This window comes from Desulfatitalea alkaliphila, assembly GCF_022968795.1.
Lineage (GTDB): Bacteria > Desulfobacterota > Desulfobacteria > Desulfobacterales > Desulfosarcinaceae > Desulfatitalea > Desulfatitalea alkaliphila.
Genome location: NZ_JALJRB010000005.1, coordinates 186,369 through 207,903 on the forward strand (window position 1 = coordinate 186,369; position 21,535 = coordinate 207,903).

At 61.1% G+C, this 21,535-nt stretch carries 13 protein-coding genes; 5 read left to right on the top strand and 8 right to left on the bottom strand.

Annotated features, from left to right (window positions below; all coding sequences use genetic code 11):
• Positions 1–4 precede the first annotated feature (4 nt).
• Positions 5–274, bottom strand: a complete 270-nt coding sequence (locus MRX98_RS06710) for an IS1/IS1595 family N-terminal zinc-binding domain-containing protein (protein WP_246904175.1) — start codon at positions 272–274, stop codon at positions 5–7.
• Between the two features lie 415 nt (positions 275–689).
• On the opposite strand from MRX98_RS06710, the gene MRX98_RS06715 reads away from it, so the two are divergent.
• The 5 genes from MRX98_RS06715 (at position 690) to MRX98_RS06735 (ending at position 8,341) form a co-directional block, all read left to right on the top strand.
• Entirely contained in the window at positions 690–3,377 is a 2,688-nt protein-coding gene (locus MRX98_RS06715) for a DEAD/DEAH box helicase (RefSeq protein WP_246904314.1), read from the top strand.
• A gap of 28 nt (positions 3,378–3,405) precedes the next feature.
• Positions 3,406–4,497 (top strand): helix-turn-helix domain-containing protein, encoded by a 1,092-nt coding sequence (locus MRX98_RS06720; RefSeq protein ID WP_246904177.1) that lies wholly within the window; start codon positions 3,406–3,408, stop codon positions 4,495–4,497.
• Between the two features lie 108 nt (positions 4,498–4,605).
• Positions 4,606–5,166 (top strand): class I SAM-dependent methyltransferase, encoded by a 561-nt coding sequence (locus MRX98_RS06725; protein WP_246904179.1) that lies wholly within the window; start codon positions 4,606–4,608, stop codon positions 5,164–5,166.
• 412 nt (positions 5,167–5,578) lie between these two features.
• Positions 5,579–7,165 carry an alkaline phosphatase gene (locus MRX98_RS06730; protein WP_246904181.1) on the top strand — a complete coding sequence of 529 codons (1,587 nt, stop codon included), beginning with the start codon at positions 5,579–5,581 and terminating at the stop codon, positions 7,163–7,165.
• 69 nt (positions 7,166–7,234) lie between these two features.
• A complete protein-coding gene (locus MRX98_RS06735; RefSeq protein WP_246904182.1) occupies positions 7,235–8,341 on the top strand; it encodes a YibE/F family protein in 1,107 nt (368 codons plus the stop codon).
• A gap of 81 nt (positions 8,342–8,422) precedes the next feature.
• Here the strand turns inward: MRX98_RS06735 and MRX98_RS06740 are convergent, their stop codons facing one another.
• From MRX98_RS06740 to MRX98_RS06770, 7 genes are all read right to left on the bottom strand, one after another.
• Positions 8,423–13,423, bottom strand: a complete 5,001-nt coding sequence (locus tag MRX98_RS06740) for a diguanylate cyclase (RefSeq protein ID WP_246904184.1) — start codon at positions 13,421–13,423, stop codon at positions 8,423–8,425.
• A 325-nt stretch (positions 13,424–13,748) separates the two neighbouring features.
• Entirely contained in the window at positions 13,749–16,343 is a 2,595-nt protein-coding gene (locus tag MRX98_RS06745) for a PEP/pyruvate-binding domain-containing protein (protein ID WP_246904186.1), read from the bottom strand.
• A 221-nt stretch (positions 16,344–16,564) separates the two neighbouring features.
• A complete protein-coding gene (locus tag MRX98_RS06750; RefSeq protein ID WP_246904188.1) occupies positions 16,565–17,275 on the bottom strand; it encodes an ABC transporter ATP-binding protein in 711 nt (236 codons plus the stop codon).
• Entirely contained in the window at positions 17,268–18,029 is a 762-nt protein-coding gene (locus MRX98_RS06755; RefSeq protein WP_246904190.1) for an ABC transporter ATP-binding protein, read from the bottom strand. The genes MRX98_RS06750 and MRX98_RS06755 overlap by 8 nt, the downstream gene beginning before the upstream one ends.
• A gap of 12 nt (positions 18,030–18,041) precedes the next feature.
• Positions 18,042–19,022, bottom strand: coding sequence for a branched-chain amino acid ABC transporter permease (locus tag MRX98_RS06760; RefSeq protein ID WP_246904192.1), 981 nt, complete (start codon positions 19,020–19,022; stop codon positions 18,042–18,044).
• Between the two features lie 3 nt (positions 19,023–19,025).
• Positions 19,026–19,889 (bottom strand): branched-chain amino acid ABC transporter permease, encoded by an 864-nt coding sequence (locus tag MRX98_RS06765; RefSeq protein WP_246904194.1) that lies wholly within the window; start codon positions 19,887–19,889, stop codon positions 19,026–19,028.
• A gap of 126 nt (positions 19,890–20,015) precedes the next feature.
• A complete protein-coding gene (locus tag MRX98_RS06770; protein ID WP_246904196.1) occupies positions 20,016–21,296 on the bottom strand; it encodes an ABC transporter substrate-binding protein in 1,281 nt (426 codons plus the stop codon).
• Positions 21,297–21,535: the final 239 nt, after the last annotated feature.

Consider the following 21,535-nt stretch of genomic DNA (forward strand, 5'->3'; position numbering starts at 1 on the left):
CAAACTATGCCGTGATCTTGGAATAGCCGCGACATTCAGGGTAGGCAGCACAACGAAACCGAATCCGGCCGCTTTGACGGCGATACACGTGCATCGCAGATCCACACAACGGACAGCGGGGCCGCTGCGCCATGGGCGGAGACGACTGCTTCTTGACCGGAACGAACTGGCGGTTGCACATCAGGCACAGGAAGCGCTGCTTGCCGTTCTTGATCCTGCCGTAGGCATAGAGCGCGTCCGCACCGCACCGCGGGCATCTGATGGTTGCCGCCATGGCCCTCCCTTGCGATTCCATAAAGCAAACTATTAAGCCGGATTTATTAGGCGAGAATGAGCATACGGTCAGAAATGGGTTTGGATGGGCCACCCAAGAGGAAAACCCCAACCCACCGCTACAGCGCACGGCCCTGACGATCCGTTGTTGGCCATGAGGTTCGTGTGGGGAGGGACGCTGTGTGGAGGGACGCTGTTTCAATGTTGCAATCAGGCGGAAATTGCAATTATAAATATCAACGATGAAACAATGCAACAGCGTCCCCATTAGAGACGTCCCCTTTAGACGACATTAGGCCCCACCTGTCGAAGCCCTTTCTTGAAAACACACTTGCAACGGTGTAGAAGAAGCCCCTGATCGCAAGATGTGCCGGACGATCGGCAATGCGCATGGAGTGGACCGAATCGTGGAAACAATGACCATCGGCTTGACGCCGGGCGGGAATCTGCGGTTACACGCGCCTGAGCAGGCGGGGGCGCCGGCGTCCAAAACCGCGGCGACGCTGGCCAAGGCTTTCGCGGAGGACTGGCGCGAGGGGTTGTTCGCCCTGGCGGCGGAAAAAATCGCCACCGATGGGCAACCCACCCTGCGTTTCTGGCAACAGATGGCCGACCGCTTGCTGACCGCGTTGTGTCATATCCCCGACGAACAGACCAACTTTGAAATCCCGCCGCCGCCCGCCGCGGAGTTGCAGGCGCTTTCCCTGGCGCCGCCGCCCATGCCCGGCGGCGAGTACCTGTCCGAGGAACGCCTGGCGGCGATCTGGCACGCCCTGGCCCAATGGACCATGACAGCGACGGCCGAGGCCGGCGGGCCGGCGGCCTTGCTCCAACTGCGGGCGCCCAAATGGCGCCAGGTGGGCCGGGTCTGTTTTCACTTGGCGGAAAACAAGAAGGATCCGGACCGCCCCTTCGCCTTCATGGCCACCTATGCCACCGGTTTCGGTGCCGCGGGCCAACTCAAGCATCTGCCGTTGGGCAAGGCATTGGATCAATATGCGGGTAGCAACAACCAGGCCGCGCTGATCAAGCTGCTGGCTCCGGTGCACCAGGCCGCGGAAAGCTGCGCCTGGGTCGCCGATATCGTCAGGGACGGGACGATTTTCCGGCCCATGGCCTGGCGGCCGGAACAGGCCTACCGCCTGCTGCAAAGCGTGCCGGTGTTGGAACAAAGCGGTCTGTCCGTGCGGCTGCCCGACTGGTGGAAAAAGAGGCCCCGGCCGCGGGTTTCGGTGAGCATCGGCAACCAGACCAAGACTGTTCTGGGCGCCGGCGCCATGCTCGATTTCGACGCCCGGGTGGCGGTGGGCGACGCACACCTGAGCCCCGAGGAGCTCGCATCGCTGCGCAACAGCGGTGACGGACTGGTGTGGTTCAAGGGACAGTGGGTGGAGGTGGACCAGGCCAAACTGCAAGAGGCCATCGCCCACTGGGAGCGGTTGCGCAGGGCCAATCGCAACGGCGAAATCTCCTTCATCGAGGGCATGCGGCTGTTGGCCGGCGCATCGGCCGATCTCAAACGCAACGACCAAGCCGAAACATATCGTCCCTGGACGGAAGTGACCGCCGGCGCGGCGCTGCGCGAGGTGTTGGCTCGCCTGCGCGATCCCGAATCATCCCCGGCGGGAAAGGCCGACCCCGCGTTGAAAACGGTTTTGCGGCCCTACCAGCGCGAAGGGGTCGCCTGGCTTCATCTGTTGAGCGAACTGGGCCTGGGCGCCTGCCTGGCGGACGACATGGGCCTGGGCAAAACCATCCAGCTGTTGGCCCTGCTGCTTCATCTGCAGCGCACCGCGCCGGCGGACGGAGTGCGCCGGCCCTGCCTGCTGGTGGTGCCGGCATCGCTGCTGGGCAACTGGCGTGATGAGGCGGCCCGCTTCGCCCCGTCGCTCAAACTACTGTTCGCCCACCCGGCGGAGACCGAGCGGGCGACCCTCGACGCCTTGGCCAAGGCACCCGAAACGACCTTGGCCGGCGTGGACCTGGTGGTCACCACCTACGCCATGGTGGGCCGCCAGCCGTGGTTGGCGCGCAGCGCGTGGCGCCTGGTGATCCTGGACGAGGCGCAAGCCATCAAAAATCCGGCCACCAGCCAAAGCAAGGCGGTTAAAAAGCTCACCGCCGGTGGGCGCATCGCCCTGACCGGCACGCCCGTGGAGAACCGCCTCGGGGATCTATGGTCCCTGTTCGATTTTCTCAATCCCGGCCTGCTGGGATCGGCAACGGTTTTCAAATCCTTCATCAAGCAGCTGCACGACCACCCGGACACCCCCTTCGCCCCCTTGCGGCAACTGGTGGCCCCCTACATCCTGCGCCGCCTGAAGACCGACCGGCGAATCATCGCAGATTTACCGGACAAGACCGAAACCGCCCGCTACTGCCACCTGACCAAATCCCAGGTGCGGCTCTACGAGCAGATCGTGCGCGGCCTGCAGGAGCATCTGGCCGAATCCGAAGGCATGGCCCGGCGCGGGCTGGTGCTGCAAACCTTGATGCGCCTCAAGCAGGTGTGCAACCACCCCAGCCAGCTCTCCGGCGACATGACGTACAACCCGGCCGAAAGCGGCAAATTCCGGCGCCTGGGCGACATCTGCCAGGAGCTGGCCGAACGGCAGGAGAAGGTGCTGGTCTTCACCCAGTTCCGCGAAATCATACCGGCCCTGGCAGACCACCTGGCGGTCATCTTCGGGCGTGCCGGGCTGACTTTGCACGGCGGCACCAACGTGGCCCGTCGCCGGCGCATCGTGGAACAGTTCCAGGATGAGACCGGACCGCCCTTTTTCATCCTCTCGCTCAAAGCCGGCGGCACGGGCCTCAACCTGACCGCCGCAACCCACGTGATCCATTTCGACCGCTGGTGGAACCCGGCCGTGGAAAACCAGGCCACCGACCGGGCCTTTCGCATCGGCCAGCAGCGCAACGTGCTGGTCCACAAATTCATCACCCGCGGCACCATCGAGGAGCGTATCGACGCCCTGATGAACGACAAGCGCCGGTTGGCCGAAGAAGTGCTCTCCGGCGAAGGCGAAGTGAATCTCACCGAACTGGACGACGAAGCATTGATCCGCCTGGTGCAACTGGATGTCGGCCGGGCATCGGCGTAAACGACAGCCTCAGAAAGGGAAAGAGCACATGCGTTTTTGGAGTCGCTACGTTCCAGTAGCCGAACGACGGGCCAAGGCCCAGCGCCGGATGACGAAGCTGCAAAAACAGGGCAAGACCATCCAACCGGTGGAGATCGACGGCCGCACCATCGCCCGCACCTTCTGGGGCAAGGGATGGTGCGATCACCTGGAGTCCTTTTCCGATTACGCCAACCGCCTGCCCCGGGGCCGAACCTACGCGCGCAACGGCTCAATCTGCCATTTGGAGATTCTACCCGGTCGCATCGAAGCGATGGTCAGCGGCAGCGAACTGTACGAGGTGACCATCGCCATTGAGCCTTTGAAAGCCAAATTGTGGAAAGCGATTCGGCAACAGTGCGCCGGGCGGATCGGCTCCCTGCTCGAACTGCTGCGGGGCCGTTTTTCAGACCAGGTGATGGCCGTGGTCACCCACCGCACCACCGGCCTCTTCCCCCAGCCAGGAGAAATTCGGCTACAATGCAGCTGCCCGGATTGGGCCGTGATGTGCAAACATGTGGCCGCCGTGCTCTACGGCGTGGGCAACCGACTGGACGACCAGCCCGAACTGCTCTTCTGCCTGCGGGGCGTGAATGCCGGCGAACTGATCGCCACGCCTGTCGCCCTGCCCACCGAAACGACCGATACGGCCGCCGACACCCTGGCCGACGATGCCCTGGCCGACATCTTCGGTATCGACCTGGAAACTGAAGCGCCGGCCGAATCCAAACCGACCCGCACCCCAAAAAAATCGCCCCAACCGGCCCGGTCCAAGACCCGCCAGTCCACCGCTACCCCCAAAAGGGCCAAAAAATCGCCGCCAGCCGCGCCCAAGCGCAGCGCGGGCCGGAAAGCGGTCAAACCAACACCGATGAAAACGCCCACCGGCAAATCCCTGGCACGCCTGCGCAAGCAAATGGGCCTCACCGTGGCGCAATTCGCCACCGCCCTGGGAGTGACCGCCCCCAGCGTTTACCGCTGGGAGAAAACACCCGGCAAACTCAACTTGCAACAGCGGCCCCTGAACGCCCTTCGCGCCTTGCAGGGCCAACCTCCTGAAAAATCACCCAAACAGACGGGCGACGCACCACGCCAGGAATAAGGACACCCCATTGAACAATCGCCCTGCCAAGACACCAAGAACCGGTTCAGTGAAGTATGGTCGGCACTTGCCGTTGTCCCGCCGTACGATGAAAAAGGAGCGTCACCAATGAAAAATCCAAAGCATGGGGTCTGCCCCGTCCAAAGAGCGGGCAGCCTCGACAGCAGCATCCGCAGATGGTTTCAAAACCCGCGCAAAATCCTCGCACCTTACATCCATGAAGGCATGGTGGCGTTGGATGTGGGCTGCGGCCCGGGCTTTTTTACCGTTGCCCTGGCCGACATGGTGGGCGACGCGGGTCGGGTCGTGGCTTGTGACTTGCAGGATGAAATGCTGCTCAAACTGCGCGCCAAGATCGATGAAACGCCACAGCAGGATCGCATCACCCTGCACAAGTGCGAAGCGGACCGGATCGGCGTGACCGGGAGGGTTGATTTTGTTTTGGCGTTCTACGTACTCCACGAAATCCCGGACCAGCTCGGATTCTTCGAAGAGATGCGGTCCATACTCTTACCGGTCGGTCATGTTCTCGTGGTTGAACCGCCTTTTCACGTCTCCCGCAAAGCATTTAATGCAACCATCGGCAGGGCGCTTGAAACCGGTTTTGCGACCGTCGCCGCCCCAAGGATATTATTCAGCAAAACAGCCCTGTTACAACTGGTCCCGTAGCGACGAGGTCCGGTTCGGACTGCTATCTGAACGCACAATCATCACTCTCCCGTTTGCTACAAAATCCGCTTGCGAAAGGGATAGGTGATAGGGGGCACACCTTATCAGATGAATTCACAATTCAAGGTTTGATCTATCCCCCGCCTCATCCCCTTCATCTTTCATCTCACACAATCCTGACCAACAGCTAATACTGTCCTGACATTGCCCTGGCAGGGTGACGGCACCGGTGGCGGTGATGAACGCCCCCCCGGATCGCGGTCGCCGGCACGATAAACGTCCTCATCCAACGCCGCAGCACACGAAAGGAGGTTTTTAGGCGCGGGCACCATCGGCGCAGGCATAAAACTTGAAGAAAGCAAAACCCCATCCCCGGCAATCATTGCAACCAAAACCAAAGGAGTGTTTCCAAATGGTAAAAGGTAGAAAACTGACATGTATTATGTTGTTGATCCTTGCGCTGCTCTTTTCCGCCGCGAGCGCCGCGGCCGACCAGCCCAAGTACGTGTTCTTTTTCCTCGGCGACGGCATGGCCAATGCCCAGATCCAGGCCACCGAGGCCTACCTGACCACGATCAACGGCGGCTCGGCGGAAGTTGCGGAAGATCTGCTGCGCCGCGACAACCGCTTGAACATGAGCCGGATGGCTGTCCAGGGCATGCAGACCACCTATGATGCTTTCGCCCTGATGACCGACTCGGCCTCCTCGGCCACCGCCTTCGCCGGCGGCATCAAGACCCGCAGCGCGGTCATCGGCATGGACCACAGCCTGACCCGCAGTTTCAAAAGCGTGGCCCAACTGGCCCGGGAACAAGGCAAAAAGGTGGGCGTCATCTCCAGTGTGCCCCTCAACCACGCCACGCCGGCCGCCTACTACGCCAGTGTGACCAATCGCGGTCTGTACAACAGTATCGCCACCCAGATGGCCGAAAGCGGTTATGAATTTTTCGGCGGCGGCGGCATTCTGTCCCCCACCGGGGCGGCACGCGACGGCGACACGGGCAACGACATCTGGGCGCTGCTGGCCGAAAACGGCTACGAAGTGCTCAACGACCGGGAAACGATCCTGAACCTGCAAAACGATCCCCGCGACATGGTGTTGGCCATCAATCCTTTTCTGCAAGACAGCCAGGCCATGCCCTACGCCATCGACAAGCCGGCCGAGAATCTCTCCCTGGCGGAGATGACCGAGGTGGCCATCGCCGTGCTCAGCGCCAAGGAGAAACCGGGTCGCGGGCCGAAGGGGCCCGAGCACTGGAAGCATCCTAAGAAATTCAAGCACCCCCGGAACGACGGTTTCTTTCTGATGGTGGAAGGCGGCAAGATCGACTGGGCCTGCCATGCCAACGACGCCATGGCGGTGATCGGCGACATGCTCGATTTCGACGATGCCGTGGGCGTGGCCTTGGCGTTCCAACGCCGCTATCCGCGGGAAACCTTGATCATCGTCACCGGCGACCATGAGACCGGCGGCATGACCATCGGCCATGCCACCACGGCCTACCGCGCCTATTACGAGCGGTTGCTGGACCAAAAGCACAGCTTCACTCACTTCGGCCAGAACCAGTGGCCGGCCCACAAAGCGGCCCAAGGCGAGGGTTACGACTGGACCAACCCCGCCAACCTCGCCGGCAGCGCCGAGATGATCGCCCTGATGGCCGACGCTTTCGGACTGAGGTGGGATGAGCTGAACGAATACGAGCAGGAACGGCTGGAGGACGCCTACGACATGTCCATGGTCCGCCGCAACAAGAACAGTGGCCCCAAGAACGCCGTGCTCTATGGCTATTATGAGCCGATCATCGTAACCATCACCCACGTGCTCAACGAACGGGCCAGCATCGGCTGGACCTCCTATGCCCACACGGGCGTGCCGGTGCCGCTGTATGCCCAGGGCCCAGGGGCCGAGCGGTTCGCCGGGTTTTACGACAACACCGACATCGCCAAGAAAATCGCCCGGGTGCTGAACGTGCGCCAGGCCCTGCCCATAGAGAAGTAATTCGCCTTTCCAGCGCCATTTCAACTCACGGCGCCGCCGTTATGGCGGCGCCGTTGCTTTGGAGCCGCCATGAACCCATCCCGACGAGAGTGGGCCTTTTGCCTGCTGATCCTCGCCATCTGCATCGGCCTCGCCTTCCTCGACCTGGCCAAAATCCCCCCGGCCCCCAGCGGCCTGCACGCCCGGGCGCGGGTCGTGGCAGTGGACGACAGCCAGGTGCTGACACACCTGTTCATCCGTACCGAAACCCAGCACCTGACGGTGCAATTGCTCAACGGCCCCCACAAGGGGCAGCAGATGACCATCGTCAATACATTGACCGGCAAATTGGAGTTCGATGAGTTCTATGAAGTGGGGGCGACGATCCTGGTGGAGTACGATGCGGTGAACGGGCGCCCCGACCACGGCACTGCCCGGGGATATTACCGTTTGCGGCTGCAGGGGATTCTGATCGGCCTGTTCGGGGCTCTGCTGATCGCCGTGGCGGGGGTGACGGGGCTCAAGGCCCTGCTTTCGTTCATCTTCGCGGCCATGGTGCTGTGGCAGCTCTACTTTCCCCTGATACTGCGCGGCTGGCCACCCCTGGCCACCGGTCTGGCGGTAGTGGGGCTGCTGGCAGCGGTTATCGCCTTCGCGGTGGGTGGCTTGAACCGGCGCGGCGCGGCCACCTTCGCCGGGTCCATGCTGGGGGTGTTGCTCACCTGCGGCCTGGCGGTGTTGTTCAACCACGCATTACAACTGCACGGCGCTGTGCGGCCCTATGCCGAGGCGCTGATGTACGCCGGTCACTATGAACTGCGCCTGACCGATATCTTCATCGCCAGCGTCTTCATCGCCGCCTCCGGCGCCATCATGGACCTGGCAATGGACATCGCCGCCAGCATGGAGGAGATCAAGCGCAGTAATCCCGCCATCGGGATGCCGGCCCACATGCGGGCGGGCATGCGGGTGGGCCGGGCCGTCATCGGCACCATGACCACCACCTTGCTGCTGGCCTACACCGGCAGCCACATCACCCTGTTTCTGCTTTTCATGGCCAAAGGGCTGGCGCCGGCCAATCTGCTCAACGCGCCCTTCGTGGCCGCCGAGGTGCTCAACATCCTGGTGGGCAGTTTCGGGCTGGTTACCGTGGCGCCGTTCACCGTGGTGGTCTCCGGACTGCTGTTCCGTCGCTAAGGGGACGCCCTTTATATTTTTATATTTCCGCCTAAAAAGGCAGAAATATAAAAATATAAAGGGCGTCCCCTTTTTACCTTCTTATCCCAATCGGCAGCAGTTGCGGCCTTCGTCCTTGGCGCGGTAGAGGGCGGCGTCGGCGCGGCGAATGAGGGTTTCCTTGTCCTGGGTGGCGGCATCCAGCACCGCCACGCCGACACTGATGGTGACGGACAAGGGTTGGTCGTTGTGCATCACCTGGTGTCCGGCCACCGCCAGGCGGATGCGCTCGCCCACTTGCTCGGCGGCTTTCAGATCGGCCATGGGCAGGATCACGGCCATTTCTTCGCCGCCGTAGCGGGCCGCGGTGTCTTCGCCGCGACATCCGGTTTTGATGATGCGGGCCACTTCCCGCAGCACCTGGTCGCCCACCTGGTGGCCCCAGGTGTCGTTGAACTGCTTGAAGTGATCGATGTCCATGAGGATCACGGCGAGCTGCCGCCCGTGGCGCCGGGCGGCGTCGAACTCCTGTCCCAGCAGGTTCTGGAAGTAATCGTGGTTGAACAGTTCGGTCAGGCCGTCGATGACCGCTTTACGGGACAACTCCAGCCGGCCGGCGGCGGACATGCCGATGATCTCCAGGGTGGCGAAGCGTTCTTCGGTGAAGGTGGCGCTGGCGCGGTTGTTTTCCAGGTAGAGCATGCCGATCAGCTCACCGCCGGCGCCCCGGCCGGTCAGCAGGGGCAGGCACAGCACGGAACGCACCTTACGCTGCCGGATGCACGGATCCTTGAGCAAACCCGGTATCTGATCGTTGGGCGCCTGGGCATCGTGCACCACGACGGCGGTCAGGGTCCGGGAGACGTAATTGACCACCGCTTGGGATAGGGGCGCCTCGGCCACGGGAATGGATTGCAGAATGCGCGCATCGCTGCGGTCCACGCAGGCTTCGGCTTCCATGCACAGCTCTCCGTCGGGATTGCGCAGCAAGAGCATCCCGTGCTGGGCGCCGGCAAAGGCCATGGCGGTGGTGATGATGACCTCCACCATGCGGCTGTGGGCCGTCTCTTCGGCGATGGCCTTGAGCGCCTTGGTCAGCGCGCCGATGTCGATTTCGGCGGCACTGGCGCCCCAGGTGCCGGTTTTGGTGGTGGCGGCCTTGGCCATGGCGGGCGCCGGTTTGGCCAACCGCGGAAAGCAGGCCAAGAGATAATCCACCTTGGCCTTGGCGCCCCAATGGGCGTAAAGATCCCGCGCCTTGGCCAGATAGGGGTCGGCCAGGGTGTCGCGTCCGGCGGCGGCGTGCATGGTGCCGCACAGCTCGTAGGCCCCGGCCTCCTCGTTGAGAAAGCCATGCTCGCGGGAGAGCCGAATGGCGTCGTCATAGGCGGCGTGGGCCTCGAAATCGCGCCCCCGCGCCTGCAATATGGCCGCCGCCAGCAGCCGCTCCTTGTTGGCGGCGTTGGCCGGGTTCGAACGGGCAACGCGCTTGAGCTTGGCATGGTTGCCGGCCGCTTGCCGCAGCAGGCGGCGCCGCTGCGCCTTGCCGGCCGAAGGCACGTTGGCCATGCGAATCAGGCCGTCCGTAAGGTAGTGGGTCAGGCTCAAATACATGGCTTGCGCACCACGGCCGGTATACGGCAGCGCCTTGTTCGCATAAGCCAGCGCTTCCATGGGGCGCCCGAAACTGTAACTCATGTACATCTGCATGGTCAGATCGGTGCTGATCAGGCTCTTGTCAAGGGAACGCTCATGGTCGGCCATCATGCGCTCGATATCGTAGTAGCGCCCCTTGAGCAGGGCCGGATCCTCGGCCTGGCCGCGCAGGTTGGCCACCGTCTGCTGGGTGCACTCCAGGTAATGAACGCGCGACCCCTGCCGCAGGGGCTGAAGTGTTTCCTGGTAGCGCTCGATTTCCGCCGCCAGCCGTTCGAGTGGCACACCGCAAGAAAATTCATAGAGTTGGCGCACGCACACGGCGTGGGCCGCATACTCGAAATCGCCGTGTTCCAGACACATCCGGAACGCCTCGTCCAAAGGATCGAGGCAGTTGCGCACCGGCTCCCGCCAGTGGCGTACCAGGGCGTTGTAAACATGGCGCACGCGCCCCTCGATGGTGTGCATCTTCAATCTTTGGGTCAGCTCCAGGGCCAGTTTCCCGAAGGCGTCACCGCGTTCCACCTGTCCCAGGGCTTGCGCCAAGATCATCCCGTAGGAAGCGTAACTGGTCAGTGAGGCCCGGGTGATGCCGTGGTCCAGGGATACCTCCACCCCCTTGATGATCATCAGGGGCAGCAGGTGAGGCTGGGTGAACATGGCGGCCCCGCCGATACGCTCGCCGATGGCCATGGCGGCCAGATGGCGCGGATCGGTCATCACGGGCAATTGCCGCAGGGTATCCATCGACACCTTGCGCAAGCGCCGCTGCATGCGGAGCAGGCGCAACACCACATGTGCCTTGGTGGCCTTGGCCGGGTAGCGGTGACCGAACCGGGCCAGCAGGGGCAAGGCGATGTCGATGGCCTCCTTCAGTTGGTCGCGGGCCATGCAGGCGGAAAGTTGCACCACGTACAAGGGGACCTGGTCAACCTCCTGCTTCGCCTGTGCGAAGCCGACGGCCAACAAATCGTCCATGGTGTCGTAAGCCCCGCTGAGATAGGCCGCCTCGGCTGCTTCGGTGTGCAACGCCAGGGCCAGGGCGTAGTCCGCTTGCCAGGCATCCTCGGCCGGCAAGGCCAAGGCCTGCTGAAAATAGTCCAGGGCGGCCGGATAGGCGTTGGACTGCTTGGCCTGTCGACCGGCGGCCAGGTTGAGGCGGCACAGGTCACCGATCTCCCGGGCGTCGTTCATCAGGGAGGCGCCCAGATTGAGGTGGTTGACCGTGGCGAAGAGCTGTTCCGCTTCGGGCGCTTCGGCGGCCAGGGATTCGCGCATGAAGCGTCCGATGGTCAGATGGGCGCGCAGGCGTCGATCGTCGTCCAGCAGGGTGTAGGCCGCCTGTTGAATACGATCATGGGCAAAGGCCAGGGTGACCGTCAGTTCCTGCACATCGGCGGCCAGCTCCAGTTCGATGAGTTGATAGGCATCGCCGATGGGCGCGACCAAGGCTTCCAGGATGGGGGCCTGGAGCCGGCCGGCGACCACCTTGGCGGGCTCCCGCGATATCCGCGCCAGCAAGTCGAGGGAAAAGGTGAACCCGATACAGGCCGCCAATTCCAATGCCTGGCGCTCTTGGGGCGCCAATTGCCGCAGTTTGGCGGTCAACAAAGCCACCACGTTGTCGGTCAACGCTTGTTCCCGGATGCGTTCCACGTCCCATTGCCAGCCTCCCCGGACGTGGGAGAAAACGATCAACTCCTGCCGATGCAAAATTTTAAGAAACTCTTCGGTGAAAAAGGGGTTGCCCCCGGTCTTGCTTGCCACCAGATCGGCCAGGGGCGCCACATGGGACGGCGCGCTCCCCAGGGTGTCGGCCACCATGGCGGTCAAGGCATCGGCCGTCAGCGGCTGCAAACGGATTTCGTCACTGAAGGCGCCTTGGGCTTGCCGCTCCTTGAGCCACACCGTCACGGGATGACCGGGTCGCAGTTCGTTGTCCCGATAGGCGCCGATCAACAGCAAATGGGGCATCCGCGCATCACCGCCGATCAACAGATCGATCAGCCGCAGGCTGGCGTTGTCCGCCCATTGCAGGTCGTCCAGAAAAATCGCCAGGGGATGATCGGCCTTGCAGAACAGTTGGATGAAGGTGCGAAAGGTACGATGAAAGCGCTGCTCCGCTTCCAGCGGCGGCAAGGGGGCCGGCTCGGTTGTGGGGCCGACGATCAGGGCCAGATCGGGCACCCCGGCCACGATCAAACCGGCATTGGCGCCGAGGGCCGCCATGATGCCGCTGCGCCACTTGGCCAGGCGTTCCTCCGGCTCGGTCAGCAGTTGGCGCACCAGATCGCGCAAGGCGCCCGCAATGGCCCGATAGGGCATGTTGCGCTGCAGCTGATCGAACTTGCCGGCGATGAAGAACCCTTTGCGCTCCGTGACCGGCTTGTAAATTTCCTTGACCAGACAGGTCTTGCCGATGCCCGAGTAACCCGATACCAGAACCATCCGGCCAGGGCCGTCGCCGGCCAGGGAAAAAGCGTCCAACAGTTGTTGCACCTCCTTTTGCCGGCCGTACAACCGCTGGGGGATCTGGAAACGGTCCGCCACATCCTGTTGCGCAAGATCAAAGGGCGTGATCCGCCCTTCGGCGACCCACTCATCCAGGCAATCCTGCAAATCGGCATGAATGCCGCGGGCGCTCTGGTAACGCTCCTCGGCGGTTTTGGCCAGCAGCTTCATGACCATATCGGACAACACCCGGGGAATGCGGGCATCCACTTCGGCGGGCGGCACGGGCTGCTTGGCGATATGGCAATGGAACCACTCGATGGGCTCGCTGACCACGAACAGGGGCCGACCGGTGAACAACTCGTAAAGGGTGGCGCCGAAGGAGTAAAAATCGGTGCGGTAATCGATGGCGCGGTTCATGCGCCCGGTCTGCTCAGGGGAAATGTAGGGCAAGCTGCCTTCGAACACCTCGGCACTGGCCACCGCCGCCTGTTCGCGGGTCAAGGCGGTGGAAATGCCGAAGTCGATGATCTTGACCACGCCGCTGTCCGGATTGTAAACGATGTTGGAGGGGTTGATGTCCTTGTGAATGATGTTGGCCGCATGAATCTCGATCAACCCGCGGGCCACCTGGATGGCGATCCGCAGCAACTCCTCCACTTCGAAACGCCGGCGCCGGGCCAGATGGTTGAGCGAATCGCCGCCGAAATCCTCGAACACGATCACCGGTAAATGGTCTTGTTGCTCGAGGGCCAAGGCCCGAATGACCGTGGGCACCATCAGGCGGCGGGTGATTTCAAATTCGTGTTGCAAACAAGCCGCCGCCTGGCGCGCGGCGTTTTCATCGCGCAATGCCTTGAGCATCACCGGCATCCCGTCCCTGAGGCGCCGGGCCCGGTAAATCCGGGTCGGATCCCCGTCGAACACCACCGCTTGCACATCATAGGCGTCCAATTGGTCGATGACCGCATGGTCGGCCTGAACCATCGGTGCCATAAAAAACCCCCTTGGTTTTGAATACGAAGGGTGCACCTACGGCAACCCGGCATCGTCCGGTACCGGTTGGCGCATCCCCGACGTTGGCGAGGGTTGCGACAAGGTCGACAGGAGATCGAGAAACAGCCGCGGCACGGCTGCCGGAACAAGCGGCCGGACAGTGCCGACCGAACCCTCTGCGTCGATATCGGTAATTCGGTTGAAAACTTAAGCAAAAGTGGAGTGGGGGACGTGGAGTGGGGGACGTCCTTTATATTTTTATATTTCTGCCCAATAAGGAAAAGGAAGAAATATAAAGATATAAAGGACGTCCCCCTATGTCTGATCAAGTGGTAGCGCGATAGCACACCAGGCGTTGGCTCAAGACATCCGATTGGAGAATCAACCCCTGCTCGCGCACATCGCACACCTTTACCACAACGGCCAAGCGGCTGTCGCCGGGGGCCGCCTCGGGCAGCAGGTTGGGCAGGATTTCCAGCCAGGCGGTGTCGAGGCGCACATCGGGGTTCTCCGGGTAGATGGCCAGATAGAAAATGTTGGTTTCGGTCAGATCGTGGAAAAAGTGGGTGCCGAAGGAGAGATCGGGAATCAGGCTGCCGTCCTGGTAGCTCACTTCGGCCAGCGCACTGATGTGGTTGATCTCGGAAAAGGTGACCGGCACGCCCATGGCCGGGGTGTGAGTGCCCCAGCGGCCCGGCCCCAGCAACAGGGCGGGCATGGTGTCGGGATGGACCAGGCGGCGGTTCAGTTTGCCGATCAGGCGCGCCACGCTGTAGCGATCGGTGGTGGAAAGGGCGGTGTAGGCTTCGGCATCCACCCAAATGATCAACGCGATGGGCAAGGAGACGTTGCCGCCCATGAAACGGCCTTCGCTGCGAATGAAGGTGCGTTCTTCAGGAATGTGTTCCGGCATGACCACGCCGGCCCGGCGGCCGATGGTCTGAAACGGCCGGCACTGGAGCAGGTTCACCTGCAGATCGCCGGCCTGATTAAAATTGACGGTGAATTCGATGTCCACCGGCACGCCGTAGGCCTGTTGCAAGGCGCCCAGCATGCGGCACATGATGCGGGTGAAAGGGCTGCTGGTCAAGAAATCGTCGAAGGTGAGCACCCACTGCTCCGGGATGGGCCGCCCGGCGGCCCGGGCGCGGTCGGCCGTCTCGGTGTCGCGCACCGCCACCCGGTCCAGGCGGAGCCCCAGATCCTTGGCGGTCAATTCCTCTAGGGGCATGGTTTGCAGGGCGTTTTCCTCCAGGTTGAGGTGGTCCACGTAGTGCTGGGAATATTTGCGGATGTCCTGCAACCCCGTCAGCGGCTTGACCAGGGGTTGATCCAGAGCCACGATGCGCGGGTAGTCGTTCTCCACGCGGTTGACCGCCCGGGTACCCAGCCCCAGCACCAGGCGCAGCATGCCGGCGTCGGCATCCATGCCCTTTTTCCAGACATAGGGGTTGTGGGAAAGCCCCACGCCGGCCATCTCCGGAAAGAAGTAGTTTTTGCGATAGGCGCCCGAAACCCGCTGCACCAGCAGCGCCATCTGCTCGTCCATCTGGTCCAGGCCGCGCTGGCGGCGGTAGGCCAGCGCGTCGGGGTTCATGGTGCTGGCGTAGATCTTGCGGACCGCCTCCTCGAAGGCTTCGTAGCGCTGCTCGGGAGATCCCTGGTTGACGCAGAAGAAGCTGTCGTACTTACCGGCGAAGGCGCTGCCGAAGGCGTCTTCCAACAAGCTGCTGGAACGCACGATGATGGGCGACTGGCCGAAGTATTCGAGCATCAACTGAAAACGCTCGCGCACCGTTTCGGGAAAGGCCCCCGCAAGGATGTTGGTCTGCAAGGCCTCGGCCTTTTCGAAGAAGCCCTCCGGGGTTTTGTGCTCCATGAACAGCTTCCACCAGCCGTTTTGCACGATGTAGGAGTAGAAAACATCCGAACCGATGTAAAAGGAGTCGTGGGGCTCCAGCACCTCACCCCAGCGGTCGTCGCTGTCGGCCGCCAGAATCTGGCGCGCCAGCAACATCCCCAGGGATTTGCCGCCGATGAAACCCGTGCCGATCAGGCGCGACTTGATTTGAATCAGATCGGCCAGGGTCATGTGGCGCCGGATGAGCCCCAACAGTCGTTTGTTGCGGCTGAGCAACAAACGGCTGAGTTGTTCCACCATGTCCTGCCGCTCCTCGGCCCCGGCCGCCCCATCGACCAAGGCCTTGGCCTGCATGAACAGCCGGTCCCAGTAGTCCAGGTGCCGTTGGGCATCGGTGGCCGGATGGCGGGTCAGGGAGGCGAACAGGCGACTGGCCTCCACGCTGCTGATCACCGGGACCAGCTCGCCGCCCTCTTTGACATGGGGGAAAAACATGGTGGGCGAATAGCGGTCCTGAATCTTGATGGGGTGCACGCACAGCTGTCGTTTGTGATTGTACACATCGATCAGCACCTGGGTGGTCTCCCGGATGCGGGCGATGGCCTTGAAGGAGTGGCGATTGCGCAGAATGGCGAAGTAGGCGATGGTGTTCAGTTCGTACAGGTAGGGACAGGTGATGAAAAAGAAATTGACGATCATCAGGTCCGTGGCCCACACGTGGAGCAGATCGGACAGCGAATCGAACACATAGAAGATGTCCCGCCCCTCGCGGGTGATGATGGTGTGCACCTGGGCCGAAAAGGACTCGAATCCGCCGTCCACGTTGAGATGGTGGACGGTCACGTTGCCCCGTTCCTCCAACAGCGGCCCGTGACGCGCGAAACGCATGTACACCACCCGCTCGCCGGCGGCCGTGGCCCGATTGACGAACAGAGACACCAGCTTCTGGTAGGCCTCGATGGTGTCCACCTGCCACACCACATTGTCGCCCATGCGCAGATGGTCGATGATCCGGTCCAGACTGTCCCAACCGGTGCTGACGTGTGAGTAGAAAGCCATATCGGTTTATTGAGTTCGTTGAGTTTATTGGGTTGTTTGGGTTTGTTGGGTTGGCTGCCGGCACCGGGCGCTATGATCGGGCATAGCCCCATTGCTGACAGGCCGGCGCAACACTTATCCCAATAAACACCAACCCCCCAAAAAACGCAACCAACCCTTTCGACCCAACAAACGCTATAAACTCAACAAACCCAATCAACCCTTTCAACTCGACCACCCGCTTACGCGCCGATGTAGGCCTTGCGTACTTTTTCGTCCTTCTTCAGTTCATCGCAGGGGCCTTCGAGGGTGCAGCGGCCACTTTCCAGAACGTAGCCGCGGTCGGTGATGTTCAGGGCCATGTTGGCGTTCTGCTCGGAAAGAAAGACGGTGGTGTCCATCTCGTGGTTGATGTTCTCGATCACCTCGCCGATCTGCTTGACGATCAAGGGCGCCAGGCCCATGGAGGGTTCGTCCAGCAGCAGCAGCCGGGGTTCGCCCATCAGGGCGCGGGCGATGGCCAGCATCTGCTGCTCGCCGCCGCTGAAGGTACCGGCCTGCTGAAAGGTCCGCTCGCGCAGAATTGGAAACAGGTCGTACACTTTGTCCAGATTCTTCTGAATGCGCGTTTTGTCTCCCCGCAGGGGGAAGGCCCCGAGCAACAGATTCTTCTGTACGCTCAATTCGGGGAACAACTGTCGTCCCTGGGGGCACAGCACCAGCCCCATTTCCACGATTTTATGCACCGGCAGCTTGTCGATCGCCACCCCGTCGAGCTCGATGGATCCGGTTTTGGGTTTCAAAACACCGGCAATGGTTCTGAACAGGGTCGTCTTGCCGGCGCCGTTGCTGCCCAGCAGGGCGACGAATTCTCCTTTTTCGATGTTCAAGGAGACATCCTGGATGATGTGCAGGCCGCCGATATGGGTGTTCACCTGATTGAGTTTAAGCATGAACATCACCTCCCAGGTAGGCCTCGATCACGGCCTGGTTGGTTTTGATTTCATCAGGCGTGCCCTCGGCGATTTTTTGCCCGTAATTCAATACGACGATGCGGTCCGCCATGCCCATGATCATTTGCATCTTGTGCTCGATGATGCAGACCGTGGTGCCTTGATCGCGGACTTTTTTAATAAAAAGCGCGATGCGTTCGGTCTCCTCCTGGATCAGGCCGCCGGTCGGCTCGTCCAACAACAGCAGCTTGGGTTTGCACACCAGGGCGATGCCGATGGCCAACCGTTTTTGCTCCTCCTGGGAGAGGGTGGGAATGAACGCCAGGGCCTTGTCGGCCAGCCCCAGAAAGTCAAGGGTCTCCAACGCGTTCCGAGCCGCCTGGTCATGCTGGGATTTCCAAGCCGGCGTGTGAAACAGGGTGTTCCAGAACCCCAGGCGCGTGCGCCATTTATAGGCGATCAACATGTTGTCGATCACCCGCAGTTGATCGAACAAGCTGGTGGTCTGAAAGGTGCGAGCCACTCCTTTTTTGACGATTTGATAGGGTTTCAACCCGGTGATGTTCTCTTCATGGATGAACACCTTGCCGCTGGTCGGCGCCAAGGTGCCGGTCATAAGGTTGAAGACGGTGGATTTACCGGCCCCGTTGGGGCCGATGATGGCCAGGATCTCCCCTTCCCGGATATCGAAACTCAGCTCCTTGACCGCCACCAGTCCATCGAAATTCTTGGTCAGATATTTAACCGAAAGCATAAACCACTCCCATTAAGATTTCGCTTGGCGCCGCGCGGCGATCTTGTCGTTGAGCTGGCGCACCGCGCCAACAAACCCACGGGGAAAATAGATGATGGTGGCCACCAGCAACACGCCGAAAAACAGCATGCGGAAGTGACCCAGATCCTGCAACAATTCCATGAGGATGGGAATGGCGAAGGCACCGACCACCGGCCCCGCCAGGCTGGCCATGCCTCCGAGAATCAGGAAAATCAGAAAATTGAAGGTGAGCAGATGGGCGGCCACGCTGGGGCTCACGGCACCGATGATGGCCGCGTAAAGACCGCCCGCCAATCCGGCGAAAAAATTGGCGATCACAAAGGAGATCAATTTGGTGGTGAAGGTGTTGATGCCCACGGCGTCGGCCAAGGGCTCATTGTTGCGCACGGCCATGAAGGTCAATCCGAAGATCGAATAAACGATGCGGTGCATGATGAACAGGGTGAGCAGCAGAAACACCAGCACCAGGTAATATTGAGCGGGCTGGTCGAAAAATTCGATTGCGCCGATGAATGGAATGGGAATCGGGGTGGGTCGGGGAATGCCGAAGATGCCGTTGTGGCCGCCGGTCACCTGGACCCAGTTGCCGGCCACGATCCAGACGATGACGCCGAAGGCCAGGGTGACGATGGCGAAGTAGGACCCTCGTGTGCGCAACGCCGGCGGACCGATGATCAGCCCGATCAGCGCCGATATGGAAGCGGCGGCCGGCAGCGCCAGCCAGAAGGAGATACCGGCCTTGGTCATGATCGCCACGCCGTAAGCGCCGAAACCGAAAAAAGCGGCATGGGCCAGGGAGGCCTGACCGGTGAAACCGATGATCAGGTTCATGGCCAGCACGGCGATAGCAAAGATCAGGCTCATGATGACCACTTGAAACATATAGGGATCGGGCACATACAGCGGTAACAGCAAGGCTGCCAGAAGAATGAAACCGTACAGCAGTTTGGTGTGGAGCGGTTTGGTTATCATGGATCAGCCCTCCTTCTTGCCGAACAGGCCGGTCGGCTTGATGGAAAAAATAACGATGAGGGCTCCGAACGCGATGACATCCTTGTAGGCGGCGGAAACATACCCCCCGCCGAGGGACTCGATCAGCCCTAGAAAATAGCCGCCTATGATGGCCCCCGGAATACTGCCCATCCCACCCAACAATACGATGATGAAGGCCTTCATGCCGATAATGGCCCCCATGGCCGGCGAAATCACGAAGATGGGCGCGATGAAGCTGGCGGCCACGGCGGCGGTGCCGGAGGAGATGAAAAAGGTCAAAGAGGAGACCCGGTTCACATTGATGCCGTTGAGCATGGCCCCTTCCCTGTTCTGGGCCACGGCCTCGATGGTGGTGCCGGTGAGGGTCTTTTTAAGAAAAAGGTGCAGTAACACAATCAACAGGATCGCCCCGAATATGACCAACAGCCGCTGCACGCTCATGATGATCCCCAGAAACTCGAAGGTGTGCGGATAGGGGTTGGGAACGCGCATACCCTGCGGCCCCCAGATCACTTCCACCGCCGACTCCAACACCAGCAGCGCGCCGATGGCCGCAATGAAGGCATTGATGTGCGGCTGCTCGTTCAACGGCCGGTAGACGACCGCTTCCATAATGATCCCCACGAAGCCCAGCACCACGATGGCGATCAGCAGGCTGGGCCAGTAGCCAAGCCCCAGGGTGGCCACAAAGAGATAGGTGATGTAGCCGCCGAGCATGTAGAGATGCCCATGGGCGAAATTGGGGATGTGCAGGATGCCCATCACCAGCGTCAGCCCGAGCGCCACGATGGCATAGGTGCTGCCGAACATGATGCCGTTGAAAACCTGTTGCAGAAATAGCTCCATTGAAACACCCTTCGATCATTGGTGGAATGAGGTGGAATGCCGCGGGCGGCGCCGGCCGTCCCTATAAAACTGCCCGAGGCGCGCAAAACGACACTCACCTCGGGCAGCTTGCTGCAAGGGGTCGGTCTATTTCATCACGTATCCTTCCAACGGCAGGATTCTGCGATGTACCTTGTGTTCGGGCGGTTGCATATCCACCAGCCGCTGGAGCTCCTTTTCGTCATCGATCCACCAGAACGATTGAATCGGGGTCTTGTATTCATTCTCTTCGATGAACTGGATGGAGGCCTGCACCAGCAACCGGCTGCCTTGCAAGCCGACGTACATGATCGGGTTGTCCTCTACGGGCAAGGGCAACACTTCATTGAAGGCGGCCTTGATCTTGGCGGGATCGCTGACGGTGCCGGCCTTCACCATGGCCGCCGCCAGAATCCGCATGGCCGAGTAGTTCAGGAAATTTTCCGAAGTGGGAACCTTGATGTTCTTTTCTTGCACGAAGCGGTCGATCAGGGCCTGCGTTTCGCTGTGCACCCCCAGATCCAATGTCCGGACAACGCCCCAGACATTGTTCATCTTGGTGATATCCCCCTTGAAGGTGACATCCACGATGTAGTTCAGTTTGGCTTGATCGACCATCATGAAACCGCCCTTGAACCCCAGGTTCTTGGCTTGTTCGATAACCAGGCCGGTGGGGTCGGACGGTCCGCCGACCAACAGGAACTCGGGGTTGGTGGCCAAGGCGGCCGCCAGATGGGAGGAAAAATCGGTTTCCGTATAGTAGTTGGCCGGTTGATCGGCGGTGATTTCACCACCTTTCGCCTCCCACACGCGACGAAACTCCTTGCGCCACTCGTCGCCGTAGGCACCCAAGGTGACCACCATCGCTCCCTTGCGCCATCCTTTTTCCCAGGCACGATCGGCGAATGCGATGGCATAGGCGGCAAAAGGCGGTGGAATGGCGACCGTCAATTGATTGGGAATCTTGTCGAGGGCGGGGGTGCTGGTGTAGGCCATCATCAAAAACTCGGACCCGCGCTGTTCGTTGATCTGCATCATGGCCGCGATGGTGTTGAAAACCGGGTTGAAAACAGCCACGGCCTTCTCCCTGGAGACCAGGCGCCGCGAGTTGTTGACCGCCGCCGTTGGGTCGATCATGTCGTCATAGGAAGCCACCTTGAAGGTGTAAGCCTTGCCGTCGATCTTAATGCCGCCGGCACGGTTAATATCCTCCACGGCCAGCTCCACGCCGGCCAGACAATCACGCCCGTATTGGGCCGCGGGGCCGCTGAGGGGGCCCGTGTATCCAATCACCACCTCTTCGGCCCAGGCGCCGCCGGCGAAAACCGCGAACAGCGTGAAAAAAGCAAGTGCAATACCCAATGAGGAACATTTCAGCGTACGCATCATTTTACCCCTCCTGTTGATTGAAGACGCGACAAATCATTGATCATCCAAAACAATAGTGGTGATCGGCGGCCGAGTCGGAAAAGTCCGAAAGGCCCTTCTTGTGGCTATCGTGACAAATGGGCTGGATGTGCAACCATGAAACCATTGGCTGAAGCGTAATTCAGAATTTTCAACCCTGTCAACTACAATCTGCGGCGTTCAGCTTTATCGAGTTGGCAATATAGACCAAATCTCGTTCG

What these genes read in the sequence shown, in the direction of transcription:
- MRX98_RS06735 (WP_246904182.1), top strand. Translation starts at nt 7,235, where the DNA reads ATGAACCCATCCCGACGAGAGTGGGCCTTTTGCCTGCTGATCCTCGCC.
- MRX98_RS06740 (WP_246904184.1), bottom strand. Translation starts at nt 13,423, where the DNA reads ATGGCACCGATGGTTCAGGCCGACCATGCGGTCATCGACCAATTGGAC.
- MRX98_RS06770 (WP_246904196.1), bottom strand. Translation starts at nt 21,296, where the DNA reads ATGATGCGTACGCTGAAATGTTCCTCATTGGGTATTGCACTTGCTTTT.
- MRX98_RS06730 (WP_246904181.1), top strand. Translation starts at nt 5,579, where the DNA reads ATGGTAAAAGGTAGAAAACTGACATGTATTATGTTGTTGATCCTTGCG.
- MRX98_RS06745 (WP_246904186.1), bottom strand. Translation starts at nt 16,343, where the DNA reads ATGGCTTTCTACTCACACGTCAGCACCGGTTGGGACAGTCTGGACCGG.
- MRX98_RS06750 (WP_246904188.1), bottom strand. Translation starts at nt 17,275, where the DNA reads ATGCTTAAACTCAATCAGGTGAACACCCATATCGGCGGCCTGCACATC.
- MRX98_RS06755 (WP_246904190.1), bottom strand. Translation starts at nt 18,029, where the DNA reads ATGCTTTCGGTTAAATATCTGACCAAGAATTTCGATGGACTGGTGGCG.
- MRX98_RS06715 (WP_246904314.1), top strand. Translation starts at nt 690, where the DNA reads ATGACCATCGGCTTGACGCCGGGCGGGAATCTGCGGTTACACGCGCCT.
- MRX98_RS06720 (WP_246904177.1), top strand. Translation starts at nt 3,406, where the DNA reads ATGCGTTTTTGGAGTCGCTACGTTCCAGTAGCCGAACGACGGGCCAAG.
- MRX98_RS06760 (WP_246904192.1), bottom strand. Translation starts at nt 19,022, where the DNA reads ATGATAACCAAACCGCTCCACACCAAACTGCTGTACGGTTTCATTCTT.
- MRX98_RS06710 (WP_246904175.1), bottom strand. Translation starts at nt 274, where the DNA reads ATGGCGGCAACCATCAGATGCCCGCGGTGCGGTGCGGACGCGCTCTAT.
- MRX98_RS06765 (WP_246904194.1), bottom strand. Translation starts at nt 19,889, where the DNA reads ATGGAGCTATTTCTGCAACAGGTTTTCAACGGCATCATGTTCGGCAGC.
- MRX98_RS06725 (WP_246904179.1), top strand. Translation starts at nt 4,606, where the DNA reads ATGAAAAATCCAAAGCATGGGGTCTGCCCCGTCCAAAGAGCGGGCAGC.